This window comes from Myxococcus sp. AB036A (assembly GCF_006547355.1).
In the GTDB taxonomy this organism is placed as follows: domain Bacteria; phylum Myxococcota; class Myxococcia; order Myxococcales; family Myxococcaceae; genus Myxococcus; species Myxococcus virescens.
In genome coordinates, this window is record NZ_VHLC01000132.1 from 1 (window position 1) to 21,137 (window position 21,137).

At 65.0% G+C, this 21,137-nt stretch carries 20 protein-coding genes; all 20 read right to left on the bottom strand.

The window, feature by feature from the left end; genetic code table 11:
• The coding region (locus tag FL344_RS34210) for a lipopolysaccharide assembly protein LapB (protein WP_141621487.1) at positions 1-930 on the bottom strand (930 nt) is incomplete at its 3' end.
• Positions 931-1,118: 188 nt separating this feature from the next.
• Positions 1,119-2,504 carry an acetyl-CoA carboxylase biotin carboxylase subunit gene (gene accC / locus FL344_RS34215; protein ID WP_090490324.1) on the bottom strand — a complete coding sequence of 462 codons (1,386 nt, stop codon included), beginning with the start codon at positions 2,502-2,504 and terminating at the stop codon, positions 1,119-1,121.
• A 73-nt stretch (positions 2,505-2,577) separates the two neighbouring features.
• Positions 2,578-3,177 (bottom strand): acetyl-CoA carboxylase biotin carboxyl carrier protein, encoded by a 600-nt coding sequence (accB, locus tag FL344_RS34220; protein WP_141621488.1) that lies wholly within the window; start codon positions 3,175-3,177, stop codon positions 2,578-2,580.
• 43 nt (positions 3,178-3,220) lie between these two features.
• Positions 3,221-3,799 carry an elongation factor P gene (efp, locus tag FL344_RS34225; protein ID WP_141593732.1) on the bottom strand — a complete coding sequence of 193 codons (579 nt, stop codon included), beginning with the start codon at positions 3,797-3,799 and terminating at the stop codon, positions 3,221-3,223.
• Positions 3,800-3,933: 134 nt separating this feature from the next.
• The gene (locus tag FL344_RS34230; protein WP_011555721.1) at positions 3,934-4,296 is read right to left on the bottom strand and encodes a hypothetical protein; all 363 of its coding nucleotides are present in this window, start codon (positions 4,294-4,296) and stop codon (positions 3,934-3,936) included.
• 60 nt (positions 4,297-4,356) lie between these two features.
• Positions 4,357-5,022, bottom strand: a complete 666-nt coding sequence (locus tag FL344_RS34235) for a hypothetical protein (RefSeq protein ID WP_228565574.1) — start codon at positions 5,020-5,022, stop codon at positions 4,357-4,359.
• Positions 5,023-5,061: 39 nt separating this feature from the next.
• On the bottom strand, positions 5,062-7,767 hold the full coding sequence (gene pilQ, locus FL344_RS34240) for a type IV pilus secretin PilQ (protein WP_141621490.1): 2,706 nt from the start codon (positions 7,765-7,767) through the stop codon (positions 5,062-5,064).
• Positions 7,768-7,824: 57 nt separating this feature from the next.
• Positions 7,825-8,388, bottom strand: coding sequence for a pilus assembly protein PilP (locus FL344_RS34245; protein WP_171452328.1), 564 nt, complete (start codon positions 8,386-8,388; stop codon positions 7,825-7,827).
• Positions 8,389-8,431: 43 nt separating this feature from the next.
• On the bottom strand, positions 8,432-9,049 hold the full coding sequence (locus tag FL344_RS34250) for a type 4a pilus biogenesis protein PilO (RefSeq protein ID WP_011555725.1): 618 nt from the start codon (positions 9,047-9,049) through the stop codon (positions 8,432-8,434).
• A 14-nt stretch (positions 9,050-9,063) separates the two neighbouring features.
• Positions 9,064-9,741, bottom strand: coding sequence for a PilN domain-containing protein (locus tag FL344_RS34255; protein WP_141621491.1), 678 nt, complete (start codon positions 9,739-9,741; stop codon positions 9,064-9,066).
• A gap of 27 nt (positions 9,742-9,768) precedes the next feature.
• Positions 9,769-10,851 (bottom strand): type IV pilus assembly protein PilM, encoded by a 1,083-nt coding sequence (gene pilM, locus FL344_RS34260; RefSeq protein ID WP_174259356.1) that lies wholly within the window; start codon positions 10,849-10,851, stop codon positions 9,769-9,771.
• A 215-nt stretch (positions 10,852-11,066) separates the two neighbouring features.
• The gene (locus tag FL344_RS34265) at positions 11,067-12,491 is read right to left on the bottom strand and encodes a sigma-54 dependent transcriptional regulator (protein WP_141621492.1); all 1,425 of its coding nucleotides are present in this window, start codon (positions 12,489-12,491) and stop codon (positions 11,067-11,069) included.
• Between the two features lie 73 nt (positions 12,492-12,564).
• Positions 12,565-13,686, bottom strand: coding sequence for a sensor histidine kinase (locus FL344_RS34270; protein WP_141621493.1), 1,122 nt, complete (start codon positions 13,684-13,686; stop codon positions 12,565-12,567).
• A gap of 16 nt (positions 13,687-13,702) precedes the next feature.
• Positions 13,703-14,710, bottom strand: coding sequence for an A24 family peptidase (locus FL344_RS34275; protein WP_141621494.1), 1,008 nt, complete (start codon positions 14,708-14,710; stop codon positions 13,703-13,705).
• A 23-nt stretch (positions 14,711-14,733) separates the two neighbouring features.
• On the bottom strand, positions 14,734-15,501 hold the full coding sequence (locus FL344_RS34280) for an ABC transporter permease (protein ID WP_140794789.1): 768 nt from the start codon (positions 15,499-15,501) through the stop codon (positions 14,734-14,736).
• Positions 15,501-16,481 carry an ABC transporter ATP-binding protein gene (locus FL344_RS34285; protein ID WP_141621495.1) on the bottom strand — a complete coding sequence of 327 codons (981 nt, stop codon included), beginning with the start codon at positions 16,479-16,481 and terminating at the stop codon, positions 15,501-15,503. The genes FL344_RS34280 and FL344_RS34285 overlap by 1 nt, the downstream gene beginning before the upstream one ends.
• Positions 16,478-17,344, bottom strand: coding sequence for an ABC transporter (locus tag FL344_RS34290; RefSeq protein WP_228565575.1), 867 nt, complete (start codon positions 17,342-17,344; stop codon positions 16,478-16,480). Before FL344_RS34290 ends, FL344_RS34285 begins: the two co-directional genes overlap by 4 nt.
• A 148-nt stretch (positions 17,345-17,492) precedes the next feature.
• Positions 17,493-18,155 carry a type IV pilin protein PilA gene (pilA, locus tag FL344_RS34295; protein WP_141621497.1) on the bottom strand — a complete coding sequence of 221 codons (663 nt, stop codon included), beginning with the start codon at positions 18,153-18,155 and terminating at the stop codon, positions 17,493-17,495.
• A 186-nt stretch (positions 18,156-18,341) separates the two neighbouring features.
• Positions 18,342-19,778, bottom strand: a complete 1,437-nt coding sequence (locus FL344_RS34300; RefSeq protein ID WP_141621498.1) for a sigma-54 dependent transcriptional regulator — start codon at positions 19,776-19,778, stop codon at positions 18,342-18,344.
• A partial coding sequence (locus FL344_RS34305; RefSeq protein ID WP_141621499.1) for a nitrogen regulation protein NR(II) occupies positions 19,775-21,137 on the bottom strand: 1,363 nt, incomplete at its 5' end. The genes FL344_RS34300 and FL344_RS34305, both read right to left, overlap by 4 nt.

Genomic DNA, 21,137 nt, shown 5'->3' on the forward strand with positions numbered 1-21,137 from the left:
GGGCTGAGGTGCCGCCGCGGGCTGGGGCGCCGCCGGTGCGGGCTCGGGCGCGCGGCGCGCGACCAGGTCCGGGTCCTCGGGGTCCAGCACTTCAATCTGCGTCCAGACAGCCTCGGCCTCGGTGACGCGGCCGCGCTCCTGATGAATCTTGGCCAGCTCCTTGTAGACAGAGATGGTCTTCGACGTCTGGCCCAGGCCCTGGAACGCCTGCGCCAGCAGCGTGAGCGTCTCCACGTCGCGGCCATCGGCCTTGAAACACACCTGCAGCTTCGCCAGCGCGCGCTTCTGGTCGCCGCGCTGCAGGTACGACGTGGCCAGCTCCTTCGCCAGCGGAAGGTTGTCCGGCTCCAGCGCGGACAGCCGCTCGGCCACGCGGAGCCAGTCATCCGCGCGACTGTTGCGCTTGAGGTACTCGGCGGCGCGCTTGAACTCCTGGGCCGCCTCGCGCGTCATGTTCTCGCGCGCGTACAGCTCCGCCAGCTTGATCTTCGACGCCACGTTCTCCGGGTCGAGATCCACCATCTTCTTCAAGGTATCGAGCGACGACTTCGTGTCGCCCGCCTTGTCGTAGTGGTTGGCGACAATCTGGAAGTACGCCATCGCCTCGGACATCAGCCCGAGCTGCTGGTGAAGCTCCGCCAGCTTGAGGTTCACCTCCAGCAGGTTCGGATTGAGCTTGAGGACCTGCTTGTAGAGCGCGACGGCCTTGAGGAAGAAGCCATCCGACGAGTAGCTCTCCGCGACCTTGGTGAAGAAATGGGCGGCCTGCGGGTTGTCGTTCTTCTTCTGGTACAGCTCCCCCATCTTCTGGAGGACCCGGATGTCCTTCGGGTCGACCTCCAGGACCTTCTGGTACTCCTTGATGGCCTTGTCGTAGGCGCCCTTCGCGACGAGCTTCGCGGCGGCTTCGATGATCTTGTTCTTGTCCATCGAGCGGTGGGCTTCCAGCAGGCCGAAACCCCTTGAACTTCGCGGGTTTCCATCCTCAGCAAGGGGGAGTGTCGGAGGCTAACGGAAAGCTCCGACGCGGGTCAAGAAACGGCCCGGCTCCCCCTGGGCCGGATCACCTGCTTGCGTAGCGGCCCGACAAGCGGGAATTCACACCACGTGGAGGGGTGCTACGGCGTCTCCTCGACGGCCTTCTTCAGCCGCCGGGAGCCCGTCTCGCTCGCGAGCAAGCGCTCCACGAACCGGGTGTCGTAATTGCCCTCCTGGAAGGACTCTTCCGCGAGCGCGGCCCGGTGGAACGGAATGTTGGTGCGGATGCCTTCCACGACGTATTCGCCCAGGGCGCGCTGCATGCGGCGGATGGCCGTGGCCCGGTCCTCCGCGTGGACGATGAGCTTCGACAGGAGGCTGTCGTAGTACGGCAGCACCGTGTAGTTCTCGTAGGCGCCCGAGTCCACGCGCACCCCGTAGCCGCCCGGCACGCTGTAGCCGGTAATCTTCCCGGGCCAGGGGGCGAAGGTAATCGGGTCCTCGGCGTTCACCCGGCACTCGATGGCGTGGCCACGAATCTGGACGTCCTCCTGCTTGAAGCGCAGGGGCTCCCCATAGGCCAGGCGGATCTGCTCGCTCACCAGGTCCACGCCCGTGACGAGCTCCGTCACCGGGTGCTCCACCTGGATGCGCGTGTTCATCTCCATGAAGTAGAACTCGCCGCGCTCGTCGAGCAGGTACTCGATGGTGCCCACGTTGTTGTACGCGAGCCTGCGCATGGCGTTCACGGACACCTCGCCCATGCGCTTGCGCAGCTCCGGCGTCAGCGCCGGCGATGGGCTCTCTTCAATGAGCTTCTGGTGCCGGCGCTGCACCGAGCACTCACGCTCGTTGAGGTGGACGATGTTGCCGTGCTCGTCCGCCACAATCTGGATTTCGATGTGGCGCGGCTTCTCCACGTAGCGCTCGATGTAGAGGTCGCCGTTGGAGAACGACGCCACGGCCTCCGCCTGGGCGGTGGAGAATGCCTGCGCCAGCGCGCCCGGCTCGCGGACGATCTTCATCCCCTTGCCGCCGCCACCGGCGGCCGCCTTGAGGATGACGGGGAAGCCAATCTCGCGGGCGAAGGCCTCCGCCTCACGCGGGTCCTTCACGGTGCCGGGGCTGCCCGGAAGCAGCGGCAGTCCCGCCTCGCGCGCGGCCTGGCGGGCGCGCACCTTGTTGCCCATCAGCCGGAGCATCTCCGGCCGGGGGCCAATGAAGCGAATCTTGCAGTTCTCGCAGACCTCCGCGAACTCGGCGTTCTCCGACAGGAAGCCGTAGCCCGGGTGGATGGCGTCCGCGCGGGTGATTTCGGCGGCGGACAGCAGCTGCGGGACGTTGAGATAGCTCTCCTTGGACGCCGGCGGGCCGATGCACACTGCCTCGTCTGCGAAGCGGACATGGAGCGCGTTGGCGTCCGCCGTGGAGTGCACCGCGACCGTGGCGATGCCCAACTCCCGGCAGGCGCGGATGACCCGCAGGGCAATCTCCCCGCGGTTGGCGATCAGCACCTTCTTGAACACGTGGGTGTCTCCGTCAGGGCCGTCATGAGGAGCGGCTCGCCCGTGGGATACGGGCGGCGCGCCAGCCTCATCTTCAGGCCACTTCGATGCGGAACAGCGCCTGACCGAACTCCACCGGCCGGCCGTTCTCCACGAGGATTTCCGCCACCCGGCCGGAGACCTCGGACTCAATCTCGTTCATCAGCTTCATCGCTTCGATGATGCAGAGCACCTGGCCCTTCTTCACGATGGAGCCCACCTCCACGAAGGGAGGCTGGTCCGGCGCGGGGGTCCGGTAGAACGTTCCCACGAAGGGGCTCGTCACCTGGTGGCCAGGCTTCTCCACCGGCTTCTCGGCGGCCGGAGCCGGCGCCGCGGGAGCAGCGGCCGGCGGCGGCGCGACAACGCGAGGAGCGGCCGGGGCGGTGTACTCCACCCCGACACTCGCGGCGACGGGAGCCGGCGCGGCGTGGTGGACGATGGTCGTCTCGGGCCCCTGGCCGCGGCGGATGAAGAGCTTCTCCTCGCCGCGCTTCCAGACCAGCCTCGTGACGTCCGAGGACTCGAGAATCTCCACGATCTGCCGCAGGGCATCCACGTCCAGGGACGTGCCACCCGTGTCAGCGGGACCGCTCGAGGCGGCCTCCGTCCGAGCGGGCGCCTGGGCCCGGGTCGACTTGCGCTTCGTTGCCATATCTCGCGTCCCCTTCCCTCCGGCGTCGCTGCCGAGCTGCGAACTAGCCCCTGGTGGCCACGCGCGTCAGGTACTTGCCGTCGCGCGTATCGATCTTCAGCACGTCACCCTCTTCGATGAAGAGCGGGACGTTGACGGTGTAGCCGGTCTCCAGTACGGCGGGCTTCAACGCGCCGGAGACGGTGTCACCGCGGATGCCCGGGTCACACTGGGTGACCTTGAGGTCCACGGAGTTCGGCAGCGTCACACCAATGGCCTTGCCATTGTAGAAGAGGACGCTGACGTTGATGTTCTCCTTCAGGAAGTTCTTCGCCTCCCCGAGCACCTTCTCACCGAGGAAGGTCTGCTCGTAGTTGCGGGTGTCCATGAAGTAGAACTCTTCGCCCTGGACATAGAGGTACTGCATGTCCTTCTCCTCGATGTCGGGCTTGCCCACCTTCTCACCGGACTTCAGCGTGGGCTGGAGCACTCGGCCCGTCAGGAGGCTGCGAATCGTGGTGCGCACGAACGCGGAGCCCTTCCCGGGCTTGACGTGCTGGAAATCGGCGATTTCAAACGGCTCACCGTCGATTTCGATCTTCAGACCCTTGCGGAACTCGGACGTATCGATGACACCGGCCATGGGGACCGACTCCTTACAGACTCGCAGCAGCGAAAGCTTGAAAAGTCCGGGGTGTCTAGCCCATGCGCCCCTTCCATGGAAGGGGAAAGCAGCGGCGGAAGCGTCGCCTGGATGACTGCTGGACGGGCGCCCGACTAGAGCTCGGCACGCACCTTGGGTGCGGTGACGCGCAGCACGTAGCGGCCCTTGCCGAAGTTGCCATCCGCGTGGAGGGCGAGCACCAGGAAGTAGTCCGGTGACACCAGCCGCATCACGGTCAGCACCTTCTCACTGTTGACGCTGACCTCGCTCACGGTGCCCGTCTTGAGGGTCTCCGCAGCGTTGCGCAGCTGGGTGAGGAGGTTGGCGTACTCCACCCAGGCGCCGTTGAGGTCCAGCTCGGCGCTCTCATCCTTCTGGAAGGTGTCGACGGAGATGCCGTCAAAGCCCATCACGCTGCACGCGAGGGCTCCTTCGACCTGGTTGACCACCGACTCGAGGTGCGTGCGGAAGGACATGGATAGAGGCTCTTAGAAAGACGACCGGGGCCCAGTCAAGGGCCCCGGCAGAGGAGGTGGCTACGTTTCGTCCTCGGGCTCGGAACACTCGGGAGGGAATCCATCCTGCCCACCCGGAAGCCCGCAGGGGCCGGTGGCCAAAAGCCACGTCCCAGGCTCACAAGCGAAGCCCGATTTGTAGAACGTGACGGGGTACGTGGCCTCGTTCGACTCGGTCGACTTGCCGTTGACGGTCTTACCGATCAGCTTCAGCCGAACGACGACGCTTACGGGCGCAGTGCCGCCACCGCCGAAATAGGCGGCGAGGTCAGCGCTCGCATTGGCCCCCAGCAGATCCAGGACCGCGCTGCTGCTCTGCGTCGCGTTCGCTGGCAGGTTGAAATAGTAGGGGTAGACGTCACTCCTGAGCGTCGGCCCCGTACCTTGCGTTTCGTAGTTCAACTCGACGTTGTTGACGTAGATGGAAGACTCGTCGCCACCGCCTGTAACGGGGGCTTCGCCAACGACGACCTCCTGAGTCGAGAGGCTGTTCCGGACCTGGAATGCAGCCAGGTAGCGGCCCGACGTCGAGAGGTCCAGTGACCCGCCCGGACTGGCGAGCCCGGACTGGTTGACCGCACAGGAAGCATCCGGAATGAACGCGTTGAAAAGCTGGATGTCTGGAGCACTGTCAACGCATCCAGTCATGGCCAGTGCCAACGGCACCGCGAGATAGAAGTTCTTCATGAGCGAACGCTCTCCTGCAAGAGGACGCAAGGGAAACCCTTACAGAGTCTGCGCAATGGTCTGCCGGTTGAGAATGCGGGGCGTGATGAAGATGAGCAGTTCCTGCCGGGTGTCGGTCTCCGAGTTGTTCTTGAAGAGCAGGCCCAGCACAGGAATCCGCGACAGGAACGGCACCGAATTGACCTGCGTTGCGCCTCGGCGAACGTAGATGCCACCGATGACCGTCGTGTCTCCATCCTTCACCAGCACCTGGGTGTTGGCTTCCTTGCGCTGGATGGAAGGCTGACCGTTGGCACCCGTGCTGGACGGGTCTGGCTGGTTGTTGGACGCATTGATGGACATCAGAACGCTGCCATCCTGGGTGATGTGCGGCGTCACCTCCAACGACAGACGCGCTTCCACGAAGGTGGTGTTCACACCCTGCGCCGACGTCTGGCTGAAGGGAATGGACACACCCTGGCTGATGCGAGCAGTGTTGTTGTCCAGCGTCGTCACCTTCGGCGCGGAGATGGTCTTCACCGAGCCCTCGTTCTCTGCCGCAGACAGGCGCAGGTTGAGCTGAAGCGCCCCGCCCGCCGAACCGAACGTGAATCCCATGGCTCCGCCCACACCCTGTCCAGTACCCGTGGGCAGATTGACCGCAAAGTTCGGATTATCAGGAAGCCCTGCGCCGGTCCCCGTAACGCCGCCCGTCACGGCCAGGTTGTTCGGGAAGATGAGGCCCGTTGAGTTTCCAGTCGCCTGTCCCGCGCGAGCCTGACCACCCCACTGAACGCCCAGCGACCGGCTAAAGGAGGTGTTGGCTTCCACGATGCGGCTCTCGATGAGCACCTGCGGCGTCTGCGTATCCAGGCTGCGCACCAACGAGCGGGCGCGCTCCGTATTGGAACGCACGTCCTTGACGATGAGGACGTTGGTGCGCTGGTCCACCGTCACCGAACCTCGCTCACTCAGCACGTCCTTCACCCTCGCCGCCATATCGGCAGCCACGGCGTAGTTGACCGGGAGGAGGTTGACCATCAGGTCCTCCTGCTGCTGGAGCGACTTCTTGCGCTCTTGACGCAGTCGGGCCTCCTCCTCGAGCGTCTTCAGGGGAGCGATTCGGATGATGTTGCCGAACTCCTCCTTGCCCAGCGCCTTGGTACGGAGGACGAGATCCAGCGCCTGATCCCAGGGGACATTGCGCAGGCGGATGGTCACCTTGCCACTGACATCATCCGCCACCACGATGTTCTTCTTGGAGATCTCCGCAATGACGCGGAGGAGATTCTGGATGTCGATGTCCTTGAACTCGAAGGATACGCGCTTCCCACGGTAGCGGGCCTGCTGGGGCGCGCCCTCTGCGGCGTAGGCAGGCGCCTCGGTGGTGAAGCCAGCGGTGCGCTGAGCCACGGCCACCTCCTCCGTCTTCACGCCCTTCACATCCAGACGCCACGACAGCGTTCCCGCGCTCTGGGATACCTTTTCTTCAATGGCACCATCTGCGGCCACCACAAGACGCACCTTGCCGCCCGCTCCCGGGACACTGAAGGCGCTGATCATCTTCACCGGCGTATCCAACGCGCTGGTGTCGAGGCTGCGCTCGAACTTCTTCGGAAGGCGCGCGTTGTCCAGCGTCAGCACCGCGCTGCGAGGATCCGGCCGGTCCACCTTCCACGCGGAGGTGCCCGACAGCTTCATCACAATGCGGCCCCCCGAGCTGCTCTCCTCGAAGCGAACGTCCTTCACTTCGACCACGGGGGAGGCGTCGGACTTCACAGGCGCCTGACGCAGCGGCTCGACCTCTGCCACGGAGGCTACGACTGCCTGGGTCTCAACGGCCGGCGCAGCCTTCCGCGCAACCGCGCGTCCAAGCACCACCTCGAGGCCACGGTTCGCGCGGTCCACTCGGTAGGCAGGCATCGTCCCGCGCACGTCCAGCACCAGGCGAACCTTGTCTGCATGCGCGCCCACACGAACATCGCGCAGCGCCCCCGACTTCACGCGAGGAGCACGCGTCGCGAGGCCGACGCCAAACAGGTCGACCGCGAGCCGAGGCGGGTCGGCAAGCTCCAGCACCTCGTAGCGGGCGATGTCACCATCCGCACGAATGCTGAGCGTATCGTCCGCGAACGACATGGCAGTGATGTGCTGGGCCGGATTCGACACCTCCCGCTCATCAGCCTCGGCAGCCACCACGTTTTCCGGGAGCGCGGCCTTGGGGACTGCCGCTGATTCAGCCTTCACCACTTTGGCCGGAGCCGAGGCGACGACCGGGTGTGGCTTCGCCTCCACCGACGCGGTCACGCGTTCTGTCCTGGCCGGCGTCTCGGCGCGCTTCGCGTCAACGGACTGCGAGGTGCCATCCACGGAGATGACGACCCGGTTTCCGTCCGCGCGCACGTCATACTGAGACGCCTTGTCCAGCGCCAGCAGCACCCGGCCAACGCTCGCGCGCTGATCAGAGAACTGGGACGCCACGACACCGGAAACCGGTCCAGAGCCCTCGTGGTGTCCCTTGATGCCGGTCGCATCCGCCGACGACAGGTCCACGACCAGGCGCTCCGGCCCGCTCAGCCGGAACACGGTAAAGGTCGGTGGCCGGGTGCCGGTCACCACCACCTGGGCACCCGAGCCCGTGCGGGACACATCAAGTCCCCGCAGCGTATTCAGCTCGGCACCATGCACCCTGGCGCCCACAAGAACGACCGCCCATGCGGCCGCCAACATCCACTTGCCCCTCGTCACAGCGCTCTCCTCGAGCATGCGTCCCCTCAACAAGTTGGAAGCGGGCCACCGCCCGCGGGAGCGCCTTGGAGGGCGCTACTCTCCGTAGTTCCTGCCCGTCATCATGTTGTAGGCGGGGTCCTGCTTCGCATCAGGCTTCAACTGCAGTGTCACCGGATTCTTGATGATCTCTCCGTTGCCGGAGAACACCTCTGTCACCGTCACCGAGTCACGAAGAATCTGAGTGACCTTGCCGCCCTGACGTCCCATGCGAGTGTTGCGACGCACGATGTGCCCACGTCCGGCCGGGTCTTCGACCATCGCGACGGGGCTTGCATCCCCGGTCACCACGGCAACGAGCTTCAGCTGATCCAAGTCGAACGAGCAGAGGGGCTCGTTGCAGGCGGCCACGGGGTTGGCGTTCACCGGCCCCAGCTCGTCGATCGGACTCCGGAAAGGGTCGCGCTTCCCCACCGGGTTGTACACATAGCTGTAGGAGGGAGCCGCCTGCGCACCAGTCTCGGTGGGGGCCGCCTTCACAGGGACTGCCGCCGCAGCCTTGGGCTTTGCAGGCGGGGGCGCAGGAGCCGGCGGCTCCTCGCACGCAGCAAGCACCAGTGCGAGCATCGCGGTGGTCATGGTGGCCTTGAACGTCTTCATCCTCACTCCCCTTGTCGCCCTACTTCTTGAGCGGATCAAGTTTCTATTTCTTCGAGTTCGAGTTGCCCGCGGTCGACGCAGCGGCCTTCTGTTCGACGAACCGGAACGTCGTGGCCTGGAACTCGCTCTGCAAGACGACCTTCTCGTTCTTGAGTTTGGCCGAGTCGAACTTGATGTTGTTGACGTTGACGATGCGGCGCATGTTGGCCATCTCCTGAAGGAAGAGCGCAATCTCGTGGTAGTTGCCGCTCACCGTCATCTTGATGGGGATGCGTGCGAAGAACTCCCCTCCCCCGACAGACTCCTTGCCAGGGGTCACGCTGGAGAGTTCCAGACCGCTCTTCTTCCCGATGTCGTTGATCTGCGCGAGCAGCTCCTCGATGTCACGCTGCTCCGGAAGTTCCGTGAGCGCCTCCGAGAGCTTCTGCTCCAGCACGTCCATCTCGCGCCGACGCTCATTCAGGTTCTGAGCAATCTCACTCTTGTCCGCCAGTTCCAGGTCCAGCTTGCGGCGCTCGGCCACGGCCCAACCGATTTCTTCCTCCGTGGGCTGGATGACCATGAAGAAGTTGGCGGCCGTGAGGGCACCGACGACGAACGCCAGGCCCCCGAATTTGATGGCTGGCGGCGCCTTGACGAATTGATCCAGGTACTTGTCCATGACGGGCAGCCTTGTCAGATGGCGTAGTTGGAAGTCATCGTGATCTTGAACTCGACCAGGATCGGGACCCCGACCTGCGCACCGCCAACCTGCTTGGCAGTCTGCAGATCGATGTTCTTGAAGAACGGGGACACCTGCGCATCCGGGAACTCTTCGATCGTGGCATCCGAGGTGAGCATCTCGACTCGTGCCGTCTTGCTGTCCCGGCGCCGGTCCACCAGGCGCCCCATGCCCTTGGGCGTCCACACCACGCCGTTGAGTCCCCGCATGAACTCGGCGACTTCGTCATGACTGACGGCCGAGCCATCAATGGAGACCGCGTTGTTGTTCTCCGAGAACGTCTTCACCCACACCTTCTTGGGTGTCGCAGACGCGAGTGCGTCCATCATGCGAACAGGCCCGCTACGGCCCTTGCGCAGCGCATCCAAGACGGCCAGCTTCTTCTCCACTTCGGCCTTCCGGGTGTTGATGTTCTTGACCTCGCCGATGATCTTCTCCAGCTCGGCAATCCTCGCCTTGGTTGAAGCGACGCCCGCTTGGTGCGCCTCAAGCTCGCTCTGTCGGTCGTCGTACCAAAGGTAGTTGGCAACGCCAGCGCCAATCAGGACCACCGCGAAGAGGACCAGCACCTGCCGGCCCATCTCACGCTTCTTCACCGCCCGGACGGGCAGCAGGTTGATGCGAATCATCATGTGCGTCGTCTCCAGAGGGTGGTCCGGTCAAGCCAGCTTGTCGCCCGGGCGCCGCAGCGCCAGTCCCACGGCCACCGCCGCCATGGGCGCCACGTCCATGATGAACGCGGGGTCGAACTTCCGGTTATCCACTTCGATCTTGCGGAAGGGGTTGAGGATCTCCACCGGTACACCCGTGCGCGCTTCGATGGTCTTGAACAGCGCGGGAATCTTCGCAGTGCCGCCCGACAGGTAGACCTTGCTGAAGTTCGAGTCGGCCGCGGTACCCGCGTAGAAGTCCAGCGAGCGCTGGATTTCGCCCGCGACCTGTTCGGCGACGCTGGAGAGCACCCGCTCCACGTCCTGCGGTACCACCGCGTCCGCGTCAGCGCCGTTGCCACCGATCTTCAGCGCCTCGGCCTCCTCGTAGGAGACGTTCAGCTGCTTCTGGATCTCCTCGGTGAACTGGTTGCCGCCGATGGTGACGTCGCGCGTGAACACCGTCGCGCCGTTGGAGATGATGTTGATGTTCACCACCGAGGCGCCCGCGTTGATGAGCACCACCGTCTCGCGCTCCGGCACGTCATAGTTGACGGAGAACATGTTCTGGACGGCGAAGGCATCCACGTCCACCACCACCGGGGCCAGGCCCGCCTCGGAGACCACCGTGGTGTAGTCGTTGATCATGTCCTTTTTTGCCGCGACCAGCAGCACGTCCATCTGTCCCGTGGCGTCGTTGCCGCCGCCGTCGAGGATCTGCGTGTCGATGTTGACGTCCTTCACATCGAACGGGATGTACTGCTCCGCCTCCCACTGGATGCTCTCCTCGAGCTCATCCTGGGACATGCGAGGCATCTGAATCTTCTTGATGATGACCGAGTGGCCGGACACGCCGATGGCCACGTCCTTGCCCTTCACCTTCAGCTCGGACATCAGGTCCTGCACGGCCTGGACAATGGCCGTGGAGTTCATCAGCGCGCCGTCGACGATGGCCTCCGGAGGCAGCGGCTTCATCCCGAAGCTCTGCAGCGCATAGATGACCTCGCCGCGCTTGCGCTGCTCCTTGAGGAGAATCATCTTGATGGACGTCGATCCGATATCCAGGCCGAGTACCAGTTTGCCCTTCGCCATGCGTGACTCCGTCGAGAGGCAGCCAGCGTAGCACTGGCCGTCAACCCCTCCTAAAAAGTGCCTGGAGCCCGCCTGCCCTCCGGACGGACGGGAGCCTCGCACCACCCCAACTGCGCCGGGCCCCTCAACACCGTCGCGGAGGCCCGATTTTCCGGCCTCCGGCGCGTTCCGTCAAATGCCAGCCGGCAGTCCGGTTCCTGGACCGGCCCCGCACGTCACCCGCGCTCCGCCTCAGCATCCGGATCAATGCCGTACTCCTTGATTTTGTAGAGGAGCGCCCGGTGACTGATGTCCAGCAACTCCGCGGCCCGGGTGCGGTTGCCCTTCGTCTTTCGCAAGGCGGCTCGGATGTAGGACTCTTCCAGCTCCCGGATGGCTCGCTTGAGCGACAGGTCACCACCACCCTGTAGCACCGGCTCCCCATGTTGCTTCTCGCCATGAGGGACAGGTGGGGACGCGGCCCACAGCCTTTCGGGCAGGTTCGCAGGAAGGATGTGCGGCTCGTCCGCCAACAACACGGCACGCTCCATGGCGTTTTCCAACTCACGGACGTTTCCAGGCCATGCGTAGGACTTCAGGAGCGCCTCGGCCTCTGCGGTGAGCCCGGCGACGGGAGGCTCTCGGTTCAGCTCGCGGTTGAACCGAGCGATGAAGGCTCGCGCCAGCAGTGGCACGTCCTCACGGCGCTCCCGCAGGGGAGGGACGCGGAGGTTCACCACGTTGAGGCGGTAGTACAGGTCCTCACGAAAATCCCCCTTCGCGACCAGGCGAGACAGGTCGCGCAAGGTGGCTGCCACCACACGCACGTTGACCTTCTCGACGCGATTCTCCCCTACCGGCCGGATTTCTCCCTCTTGGAGGACACGCAGCAGCTTCACCTGGGCGGCCAAGGGAAGCTCCCCCACCTCATCCAGGAAGAGGGTGCCCCCGTCGGCCTCCGCGAAGAGGCCTCTCTTGGCGGTGCGTGCGTCCGTGAAGGCGCCCTTCGCGTGGCCAAACAGCTCACTCTCGATGAGGCCGGAGGGAATGGCACCGCAGTTGACCGCGACGAAAGACATGGGCGCGCGGGGACTGCGAACATGAAGCTCCCGCGCGATGAGCTCCTTCCCGGTGCCGCTCTCGCCACTGATGAGCACGGTGGTGTCCACCGGCGCGAGCCGCGCGACCTGGCGCAGCAACGCATGCAGCGCCGGGCTCTCTCCGAGGATGTGCCCCCCGGGCGTTGAAGGCAGGCTGGCCTGCTTCAGCCGCCGGTTCTCGCGAACCAGCCGCTCCCGCTCTTCCGCCTTTCGAAGGACGAAGACGATTTCGTCCGGTTTGAATGGCTTCTGGACGTAGTCGAACGCGCCCGCGGCGACGGCTTGGAGCGCCTGTTCCTGCGAGCCGTAGGCGCTCATCACTACGGCCGTCAGCGCGGGGTGCGAAGCCAGGGCCTCACGCAGGACGACGAGGCCATCCTTCTTCGGCATGCGCACGTCGCACAACAGCACGTCGTAGTCACGCGCGGCGAGTTCCTTCAGCGCGTCCTCGCCATCGGCCACCGCGCGCACTTCGTAACCGTGGCCGGTGAGCACCAACGTGAGGATGTGCCGGATGGAGGGCTCATCATCGGCAACGAGAATGGTGCGGAACAGGGGCATGGCCGTCTCCGCACATCATCGCCTACCCGCGACAGGGCCGATAGCTTCTGGCCCGAAGACGCAAGCATTTTCCTCAGGGTACGGGCAAGCACACGGTGAAGCGGGCTCCACCACTGGGGATGTTCTCTGCCTCGAGCCTGCCGCCCATGACCTGCGCCAGGCGCTGCGACACCGCCAGTCCCAATCCCGTCCCCTCACGTCCTTTGGTCGTGAAAAAGGGCTCGAACAGGCGCGGCATGACGTCCTCGGGGATGCCCGTCCCGTCATCCTCCACGAGCAAACGAACTTCACCCGCCGCCTGTCGCGTGGCAACCCGCACACGTCCCTGCCCCCCCATGGCCTGGGCGGCGTTGAGCAGCAAGTTGATGACAATCTGCGAGAGCGGACCTGCGTCCGTGCGTGCAAGCGCCCCAGGCTCCAGGTCGAGCGTCACCGTCACGCCCGACAGCTCAGGGGAGGCACGAACCAGGCGCACACACGTCTCTACCACCGGGCCGACCTCTACCGGCCCTGGCGACGTGGCACCGGGGCGTCCCAGGTCAAGCAAGCCCCGGATGATGCGGTCGATGCGCTGCACTTCGTGGTCGATACGCTCCAGGAAGTCCTTCAGTTCCGGCGTGTCCGCCTTGACACGCGCCAGTGCCACGTAGCCCAGGATTCCCGCCAGCGGGTTGCCTACTTCGTGGGCGACGCCCGCGGCCAGCCGTCCGACTGTGGCCATGCGCTCCGAAGCAACCAGCTCCGTCTGCGTGCGAGCCAGTTGGGCATGCGACGCGCGCAAAGACGCCATTTGCGCGCGAGTGAGCGCCTGTTCCTCGCGGAGCGCCTCCGCCATCCGCTGCAGGGCGCGCTGGATGCGAGACACCAGCGTTCCTCCCTGGGTCGGAACCAGGTGCGCCTCCCAGTCCAACCGACCGAACTGCTCGACCACCGCCTCGGTGCGGCGCAGCGGGCGTCCCACCATCAGGTCCAGCACCACGTAGGTGAGGACCGTCAACGCGACCAGGTCGAGCCCCAACACCCAGGGTAGGAGGCCTTGCACACGAGCCAGCGTCGCTTCTTCCGCGCTTCCTTCGGGGACCCAGCGGCGGAGCGCGTCCAACAGCCGGAGGAGTACCGGTTGTACGGACAGCCAGGTGAGCCCCGACGACAGAGCCCCCAGCAGGAACGCGACGCTGGCAATCCGCCACTTCATCGCATCCCCGTACCACTCATGGCAGGCCGCCCAGCATCATGGCGATATCCGCAGGCAGCACCCGGTAAAGCCACGGCCCCAGCAACAGGAGCTCCAGCCCCGCGAGCGCCAGCCAAGGTCCAAAGGGAATGCTGGTGCGCTCCGGGACCCATTCTTCTTCCTCACCCTCGTCGTCCAAGGGTGCATCAGGGATGGGCTGGACCAGCAGGCACACCGGAACCAACAGCAACCGCTTCCAGAGCGGGAGGCCCGGCTGCGTGAACTCCCAGGTCATCGTGAGCGGGGGCGCATCCCCCGCCGGCTCATCCTGGGTGTTCTCCGTCCGAGGTCCAGCGCGCCCTGTCGCCAAGAGCATCAGGATGCCCACCACGGCCCCTTGCATGGACGCGAACAACAGGACGCCCAGCAGCGCGCGCCACGACAGGAAGGCTCCGAGCATGGCAACGAGGTACTTGTCCCCCGCGCCCAGCGCCTCTCGCTGGAACACCTTCCATCCGACGTACTCCATCATCCGGAAGGACAGAAAGCCCACTGCCGCACCAATCAGCGCATCACGGAAGGCGTCCATCCCCAGGGGGAACGCCAGGGCAATCCCCGCCAGCATTCCCGGCACCGTCATGGACAGAGGCAGAATCCAATGGTCCAGGTCAATGAAGGCGAGCGGCACCAGCAAGGATACGAGCACCAGCGCCGGCACCAATTCGTACGTCCAGCCAAAACGGCGCAGGCACGCGAAGAACAGGAGCCCTGTCAGGAGTTCCACCAACGGGTAGCGCACGGAGATGGGCGCGCCGCAGCCCCGACAGCGCGCCCGAAGCGCCAGCCAGGACAGCAACGGGATGTTCTCGTACCACGCCAGGACGTGCCCGCACCGAGGGCATCGCGAGCGTGGTCGCACGATGCTCTGGTCCAGCGGAACCCGCGCGATGACGACATTGAGAAAGCTGCCCACGCACAAGCCGAGCACGAACAGGAACACGGCGAACAGGGGCCCGAAGTATCCCGGCAGGGAAGAATGCGTCACAGGGGACGCATCCTACCCGAGCTTCAGCGGAAGTCGCGCCGCTCGAACACAATCGCAGCCAGCACGCAGAAAAGTGCTCCCCACCCCAGTGCGTAGAGCGTGGCCGAGCCCAGCTCCACCGCCGTCACCTCGATGCCATAGGTCGCACGCGGCCGGAAGTTCAGTCGCTCCAGGTTGGGCAGGGCGTAGTAGGTGGCCTTGCTGACCCATTGGATGAGCTCCACCTTCGACGCGGCCCCCAGGTTGTAGATGTCCGAGCAGAGGTGCCCCGCGAAGTACAACCCCGTTGTCACCAGCGCGGAGACAAGCTGGCTGGCGAAAGTGGACATCAGGAACCCGGCGCTGGTGAGGACGAACAACTCCAGGTAGAGCCCTCCGAGCGCAGCCAGCTGCGGCTGGGTGATGGGTGAGCGGTGAAGGACGAGTTGCACCCAGAACAGCAGCGTCATCGCGACCAGCAACACGCCCAGAGTCAGCATGTTGCCAGCAAGCCGGGCCAGCAAGAACCGGGTTCGCGACAGCGGCTTGGACACCATCAAGAAGATGGTCCTTCGCTCGATTTCCCGGCTGATGAGCCCGGACGACAGGTAGATGGAGAGGAAGACGAGCAGCAGGCTCATCACCCCCAGACCGAAGTCCGTCACCACCCTGTCGAAGGTGCTGACCGTGACCTCCGTGACGAGCGTCGTGGCCAGGAGGAGTAGCAGGGCGAACGCGGCGACCAGCACCGTCACCCGGTTGCGACGCGCCTCGCGGAACCCATTCCACGCCATGGCAGCGAAGGCCCCCATTACTGAATCTCCCCGCCCACGGTCTGCCCACCTGCCTGCTTCATCGCTTCCAGGAAGAGGTCCTCCAAGGAGAAGCGCGCGGGCTGTACCCGGCTGACACGCCCGCCCTTGCTGATGACAGTCTGCAGCAGCCCATGCGAATCAGCGTCCGGGATCCGCAACAGCACGCGACTGTCCAATTGCTGCGCGTGCTCATAGCTGAATCCCAGAGATTGGAGCACCTCCAGTGGCAGCCCGTGCACCACCATCTCCACCGATGGGGCCTTCGCGGACACCAAGTCCTGAACGCTGCCCTCCTGGACCCTCCGCCCCCCCACCAGCACCACCACTCGGTCACAAAGCGATTCGACATCCGAGATGATGTGCGTACAGAAGAGGATGGTCGTCCCCTTCGCGCGCTCGGCCAGGATCAAGTCCCGCATCTGCCGGCGCCCCAGCGGATCCAAACCGGAGGTGGGCTCATCCAGCACCAGCAAGCGAGGCCCACTGATGAGCGCCTGAGCCAGCGCCGTACGCTGCACCATGCCCTTGGAGTAGCGGCGAATCTGCAAGTCGGACGCGCGCCCCATCCCCACATCGCCGAGCACCCGATCTACGCGCTGATCCAACTCATGACCGCTCAGGCCGAAGATGCGCCCGGCCAACGTCACGAACTCACGCCCGGTGAGGTACTCATAAAGCGAAGGGTTCTCCGGCAGAAAGCCCACTTGCCGCCGAACATGCGGCCGATCTGGTGGCTCTCCGAAGAGCAAGGCCTGCCCCTGCGAGGCCCGCACCAGCCCCATGAGAATCTTGATGGTCGTGGACTTGCCCGCCCCGTTCGGCCCCAGCAGTCCGTAGACCTGGCCTGGGGCAATCTCAAGGTCCAGCCCCTGGAGCGCCTTGACCTGCTTGTTGAGGAAGAAGCCCACCTTGTACGTCTTGGACAACCCCCGGATGGAAACTGGCAGGTTCGGATCCGACGCGCCCGCGACTGTCATGGCATCTCCTCCGGAAGGTCGAACTGAATGCCACCCGCCGCGATGTCTTCCCGCAGCTCATCCTTCTTCTTCTGGTCGAACATCTCCAACCTGTAGATTCCCGAGGTGGAACGCGCGCGCCCCTGCCTGTCGATGAAGAACTGTCCCTCCAGCGGATCTACGGGCATGGCCCTCAAGTAGCCCGCGCGCACCAGGACAGGGACCGCCTTGGGGCGCTCTCCCCGGTCACGCTGGTAGGCCGCAACAGCCTCGTCGATCTGCGTCAGCAAGCGCTCTCGAAGCAGCTCCTTGATGCGGTGTTCGTAGAAGGCTCGTGACTCGTCGTCCTCCGCACCGTCACGCAGCATCTGCGCCAGCTGAAGCCCCATATCGATGTTGCCAGCCTGCGCATAGAGGCGCGTGGCGAGTTGCAGCAGATAGGGGGGCGTCTCAGGGTACTTCGACAACTTCATGAGCTGGTCGGCAGCTGTCTTGTAGTCCCTGTCATACGTCATCTTGTTGTAGGCCAGTTGGAACAGGAACCGGCGGTCGTCCGGGAACTCAACCAGCCCCTTGCTCAGCAGCCGGGATGACAGGTCCGTGTTCACCCATTCGTCCCGCCCCACGTTGACGGGGGTGGTGATGGCGCCCCACTCGTAGACGTACCTGAACTTGGGATCGAGGTCCGTCGCCAGATCCGCGTAGAAGAACACGTCCCTGTATTCCGTGTCCGTGTTCGCGCGGCCGACCTGCTGGATGGACTGGAGCCAGTAGAAGTCGGCCAACAACGGCTTCTGCGCCGCCCCCACGATTTCGAGGAACTCTCGCCGGGGGAGGATGGGCCCATCCTTCGTCCGCAATGGCTTGGCCGGCTTCTCTGCCATCACTGCGATGGCGCATACAGCCAGACACAGCACGACGCTCCGCATGAGTTCCCTGGGGTTGTAGAATTGAGAAAGGCCGCCCTCCTGGGGGAGAGCGGCCCGAAGAACAGTGGACCCTCCACTGCTCATTCCACTGAAGGAATGCGAGTTACTGGGCCGCGCCGTCGCAGGCGACGTCGTTGCGCGTGTTGTAGGGGGTGCCGGAGGCAACGTTACCCGCCTCGGAGCACGGACCCACCTGGCCAGAGCCCTCGAAGCCGGCGATCACCCAGTCATCGAAGGTCGCCTCGTTGTCCGCGTTGCCACGCGCGCCAGCGAAGAAGTTGCAGTTGGGGCAGTCTGCGATGGTCGGCTGCACACCGAGGGTCGTGTTCCACCCGGCAGCGCCCTGGGGCACGAAGCGGGCGACAATCGGGGTCGGATCGTCGATGGCGCTGTTGGCACCGAAGCGGAACGAGTCGTTGGAGATGCACGGAACGCCGGCAGCAGGCACCGGAAGGTCAGCCGCATTGCGCACCTCGCAATCGCCGGCCGCAGCAGACACACGGTAGCCGTAACGGTTGCCGCGCTCCGGCGCGAAGCCGATTTCGTTGGCGAAGTCGGAGTAACGGTCCTTCTCGGAGAAGAACGACTTCTGCGCGGTGTACAGCGCCTTGAGGTTCGTCTTCGCCTCGGACTGCTTCGAGCGGGCCTGGAACTTGATGAAGTTCGGGATGGCGATGGCGGCCAGGATGCCGATGATGGCGACCACGATCATGAGCTCGATGAGCGTGAAGCCACGGTTGCGGGGGTTGAATCGCGAGACGCGCATGGGGGTCCTCAGAGAAGGTTGCAACGGGGGGCACTGCGCCCGCGGATGGGATTAGCACTACGCATGCCAACCCAGGTGCGCACGCCAAGCCCCCCAATTCTCAAGGCTTGGAACAATCCCCTCGGCGAGGATGGGTCCAGGGCTGACAAAATTCGGCAGTGATGCTGACGATAACTGTCGATCAGCCTACGCATCCGAAGCGCTCCCGGGCTCCAAGTCATCCGTCAGCCCATGCTTGGCCAACCGGTAGCGGAATGAACGGAACGAAAGGCCCAGCAACTCCGCAGCACGGGTCTTCACGCCCCCGGCCTGCTTCATCGCCGCGACGAGATAGCGCCGCTCGCTGTCGTCGAGATGCCGCTCCAGGTTGAAGCCCGCCCCCAGCCCTGGCTCACTGCCCTCCCCGGGACGCACGGCGGGGTCTGTATCGCCCCTCACTGCGGGTGGAAGCGTGGAGGGCCCCAGGAGGTCTGAATCCGACAGGGTCGCGGCCCGCTCCACCATGTTCTGCAGCTGCCGCACGTTGCCTGGGAAGGGATAGCGCTCCAATAGCCCCAGTGTCTCGGGGGAGAAACGCAGACCGGGTCGCCCCAACTCCTCCGACAGTCTGGACAGGAAGTAGTTCGCCAGCAGCGACACGTCGCCGGAACGCTCGCGCAGCGGAGGCAGCTCCAACGTGATGACGTTGAGCCGGTAGAAGAGGTCCTCACGAAAGCGTCCGGCCTTTACTTCGGCTTCGAGCCGCCGGTTCGTTGCCGCGATGACACGCGCCTGGAAGGGAATCTCCGCGGCGCTGCCGACCGGCTTCACCTTCCGCTCCTGGAGCACACGAAGCAGCTTCACCTGCGTCGCGAGCGGCATCTCCCCGACCTCGTCCAACATGACGGTGCCATCGCCTGCGGCCACCAGGAGGCCAGAGCGGTCGGTGGTCGCGCCAGTGAATGCCCCCTTCACATGCCCAAAGAGCTCGCTCTCCAGCGTCCCCTCGTTCAACGCCGCGCAGTTGAAGGGCAGGAAGGGACGCGCGGCTCGAGTGCCGCGCATATGGATGGCCCGCGCCACCAGTTCCTTGCCCGTCCCGCTCTCCCCCGTCACCAGCACCGTGCTGCGGCCGGAAGCGACTTTCTCCACCAAGGCCCAGACCGCCTGCATGCGCTCGCTCTGTCCCACCGCGCCATCCAGGCCGGGAAACAGCCGCGCCCTGAGACCACTGTTCTCCTGACGGAGCGTTCGCTTCTCCAGCGCCTTCTGCACCAGGAGCCGCAACTCCTCGTTGTCGAAGGGCTTGCAGATGTAGTCGTAAGCGCCTTCCCGCATCGCTTCGACCGCTGCCGCGGGCGTGCCATAGGCAGTGATGAGCACCACCTCGGGAGAAGCCGACCGGGCCCGGGCCGCCCGCAGGACGTCGAGGCCACTGCCCGTGCCCAGCTTCAAGTCGGAGATGACCAGGTCCACCCCGTCCAGGGCCAGCACATCACATGCGGCCTTCACACCGGCCACGCTCGTCACCGAGTACCCCTCCCGCTGAAGCAACAGCTCGAGGTACTCACGCATGGACAGTTCGTCATCGACCACGAGGATGTGGCCGCGCGACCCCAGGTCTCCTCCCTGTACGGATGTCACAGCGGCAACCCCACCACGAACTCGGTCCCCTCATCACGGTTCGAGCGCACCCGGATGGAACCTCCGTGGGCCCGGATGATGGAGTGCGCGGTGGACAACCCCAGCCCCGTGCCGCCATCGCGTGTGGTGAAGAACGGCTCGAACAAGTGCCCCATCATCTCCTCCGTGATGCTCCCCCCCGAGTCCCAGATGCGGATTCTCGCCTCATTCTCGCTCCGAGTCAGCGCGACCTTCACCTCACCGCGCGGGCCTGCGGCCAGAAAACCGTTGCGCACGAGGTTGATGAGCACCTGCCGCAGCTGATCCGGGTCAACCGAGACCGGGAGAGGCTCGGGCGCGGTGACTTCGACCCGTACGTCACGTGCCAGTGGATCCACCCGGAGCATGTCCATGGTTTCCGTCACGAGCGAGGCAAGTGGAACCCTCCGCAAGCTGGGCACCGGGGGACGAGCAAAGCGCAGGAACTCCTCGACGAGCCGTGCCAGACGATCCGACTCGCGCATCAAGATGTTGGTGAGCTTCTGGGCAACGTCATCCCGTGCATCCTGCGCCAGCAACTGCGCCGAGCCACGCATGGACGCCAGCGGGTTGCGCAGTTCGTGCGCCAGCTGCGCAGAGAGTGCGCCCAGGCTGGCGAGCCGATCGGCCCTCTTCAGGTCATCCTCCATCCGGCGGAGCTGGGTGAGGTCCTGGAAGACCATGAGCAAAGCCCCGGGCTCCCCCTCCAGTGGCGTTACCGACAGCCCCAGGATGCGCCGCTTCGCGCCCTTTCCCACCACCAATTCACTGCGAGGAGATCGAGGCGCCAGGACCGAAACGCCAGGAAGAAGCGCTTCGACTTCGACGCCAGCGACCTGCGTGGGGTCGACCTGGAGGATTCCGCAACCGGCGGGATTGACATACGTCACGCGGCGCTGCGCATCACACGTGGCCAGTCCCGACGGCATGGAGGAGAGAATCTGCTGTTGAAGCCGCCCCAACCGCTGGAGGTCCGCCTCGCGAGCAGACAGGGCGCCACCTGTCGCGGAGAGCTGACGTGAGAGATAGCCCGACAGCACAGCGATGAGGCCCAGGGCCAGGGAGTTGCTGCCCAGGACGAAAAGCACCCGCGTGGGCGGCATCAACCCACCAGACGCGCCGTCCAGGAGTCGTGAGCCCATGACCAAGGCCCCAAAACACAGGGCAGACGCAGCAGCAGCCCAGAGCGCGCCTCGGCGGTCCAGGACGACCGACGCGCCGATGACGGCCAGGCTGTAGAGAAACGTCAGGGGCGAGTCGGAGCCACCGCTGAGGTACACGAGGCCAGTGGCGATGACGACGTCGCCCACGACCTGCACCCAGGCGTCCCCGAGCCCCCCC